We start from the raw sequence: 2719 nt of genomic DNA on the forward strand, positions 1-2719 counted from the left end.
GGGCGCCGCCGGCGCCGCCCATGCCGCCGAAGATGCCGCCGAGCAGGTCACCGAGGCCGCCGCCACCACCGCCCGCCCGGCCGCCGCCGAACAGGTCGTTGACGTCGAAGCCGGCGGTCGCGCCCGTGCCGCGGCCGCCGAAGCCGCCGTTGCCGCCGCCGAACCCGCCGAAGCGGCCGCCGGCGAAGAGGCTGCGGGCCTCGTCGTACTCGCTGCGCTTCGTCGGGTCCGAGAGCACCCCGTAGGCCTCGCCGGCCGCCTTGAAGCGGGCCTCGGCCTTCGCGTCCCCCGGCTTGGTGTCCGGGTGGTTCTCCCGCGCGATCTTGCGGTAGGCCTTCTTGATCTCGTCCTGCGAGGCGTCCTTGCCGACGCCGAGCTCACGGTAGAAGTCCTTCTCGAGCCAGTCACGATCGGCCATCGTGGGTTCGTCCTCCCTCCCGTGAGCCCGGCGTCCGCGCGGACTCGTCCTCGAGTATCGACCCCCGAGGGGATCGTCAGGCGTTCTCGCTGCCGCCGGCGGAACCGCTGCCGGCGGGTACGGCGTCCGGGTCGTGGTCGGTGACCTCGACCATCGCCGGCCGGATCACCTTCTCGCCGAAGCGGTAGCCACGACGCATCACGATGGTGACGGTCGGCCCGTCCACCTCGGCGGAGGTCCCGTGCGCGACGGCCTCGTGCACCGACGGGTCGAACGCGTCGCCGACCTCGCCGAACCCGGTGAGCCCGGCCCGTGTCAGGGTCTCGGTGAGCCGGTCGGCCACCACCTTGAACGGGCCGGTCAGGTCGCCGTGGGCGCTCGCGCGCTCGACGTCGTCGAGCACGGTGAGCAGTTCCCCCGCGACCTGCGCCTTCGCGCCGGTGACGGTGGCCTCGCGGTCACGCTCGACCCGGCGCCGGTAGTTCGCGTACTCCGCCGACAGGCGCTGCAGGTCGGCGGTGCGCTCCTCGAGTTCGGTGCGCACGCGCGCGAGTTCGGGGTCGACCGCCTGGGCGCCGTCGGCGTCGGGCGTCCGGCCCGGGTCCTGCGTGCCGCTGGTCGGCACGCCGCCCACGGCCGCGTCCGGCGCCTGGTCGCCGTCGGCGGGCGCGCCCTCGACGGTCACCCCGCCGGGAGCGTCCGATCCGGCGCCGAACTCCTCCTGGTGGTCCTTGACCGACTCCTCGGCCGGGTGCTCCACGGTGACCTCCTCATCTCCTCGGCCGCGCCCTGCCGTGGGGCCGGGCGCGGCACCGGTGTCCGGTGTGGTCACTGCTTCTTGTCGTCGTCGACGATCTCGGCGTCGACGACGTCGTCGTCCCCGCCGGGCGTCGCGCCCTCACCGGCCGCACCCGCGGCGCCGGTGGCGTCGCCGGACTGCTGCGCCTGGGCGTAGATGGCCTGGCCGAGCTCCTGGGAGTCGGTCGCGAGCTTCTCGACCGCGGTCTTGACGGCCTCGGTGTCGTCGCCCTCGAGGGTCTTCTTCAGGTCGTCGAGCGAGCCCTGGACCTTGTCCTTGACCTCCGCGGGGACCTTGTCGCCGTTCTCGGAGAGGACCTTCTCGGTCTGGTGGACCAGCGACTCCGCCTGGTTGCGGGTCTCCGCGGCCTCACGCCGCTTGCGGTCCTCGTCGGCGTGGGCCTCCGCGTCGGAGACCATGCGGTCGATCTCCTCCTTGGACAGGGCCGACCCGCCGGTGATGGTCATCGCCTGCGACTTGCCGGTGCCCTTGTCGACGGCCGACACGTTCACGATGCCGTTGGCGTCGATGTCGAAGGTGACCTCGATCTGCGGAACGCCCTGCGGGGCGGGCGGCAGGCCGGTGAGCTCGAACATGCCGAGCTTCTTGTTGTAGGCCGCGATCTCGCGCTCGCCCTGGAAGACCTGGATCTGCACCGACGGCTGGTTGTTCTCCGCCGTCGTGAAGACCTCGGACTTCTTGGTCGGGATCGTCGTGTTCTTCTCGATCAGCTTGGTCATCACGCCGCCCTTGGTCTCGATGCCCAGGGACAGCGGGGTGACGTCGAGGAGCAGGACGTCCTTCACGTCACCGCGCAGGACACCGGCCTGGAGCGTGGCGCCGACGGCGACGACCTCGTCCGGGTTGACGCCCTTGTTGGGGTCCTTGCCGCCCGCGAGCTCCTTGACCAGCTCGGTCACGGCGGGCATGCGGGTGGAGCCGCCGACCATGACGACGTGGCTGATCTGGCCCACCGAGATGCCGGCGTCCTTGACGACCTGGTTGAACGGCTTGCGGCACCGCTCGAGCAGGTCCGCGGTGATCCGCTGGAACTCCGAGCGCGACAGGGTCTCGTCGAGGAACAGCGGGTTCTTGTCGGCGTCGACGGTGATGTAGGGCAGGTTGATGCTCGTGGAGGCCGAGCTCGACAGCTCGATCTTCGCCTTCTCGGCGGCCTCACGGAGCCGCTGCATCGCCATCTTGTCCTTGGACAGGTCGATGCCCTGCGAGCCCTTGAACTTGTCGACGAGCCAGTTGATGATCCGCTCGTCCCAGTCGTCACCGCCGAGGTTGTTGTCGCCGTTGGTGGCGCGCACCTCGACGACGCCGTCGCCGATGTCGAGCAGCGAGACGTCGAACGTGCCGCCGCCGAGGTCGAAGACGAGGATCGTCTGCTCGCTCTCGCCCTTCTCCAGCCCGTAGGCGAGGGCGGCCGCGGTGGGCTCGTTGACGATGCGCAGCACGTTGAGGCCCGCGATCTGGCCGGCCTCCTTGGTGGCCTG

3 protein-coding genes are annotated in these 2719 nt (G+C 71.1%); all 3 read right to left on the reverse strand.

What is annotated here, in order from left to right; translation table 11 throughout:
- A partial coding sequence (locus tag AC0CYZ_RS14695; RefSeq protein WP_472216556.1) for a DnaJ domain-containing protein occupies nt 1–418 on the reverse strand: 418 nt, incomplete at its 3' end.
- A gap of 76 nt (nt 419–494) precedes the next feature.
- The gene (grpE, locus tag AC0CYZ_RS14700) at nt 495–1178 is read right to left on the reverse strand and encodes a nucleotide exchange factor GrpE (protein WP_472216558.1); all 684 of its coding nucleotides are present in this window, start codon (nt 1176–1178) and stop codon (nt 495–497) included.
- 68 nt (nt 1179–1246) lie between these two features.
- Nucleotides 1247–2719 (reverse strand): molecular chaperone DnaK (dnaK, locus tag AC0CYZ_RS14705; RefSeq protein ID WP_472216560.1); only part of this gene is annotated, 1473 nt, incomplete at its 5' end.

The organism is Actinomycetospora sp. (genome assembly GCF_055612215.1).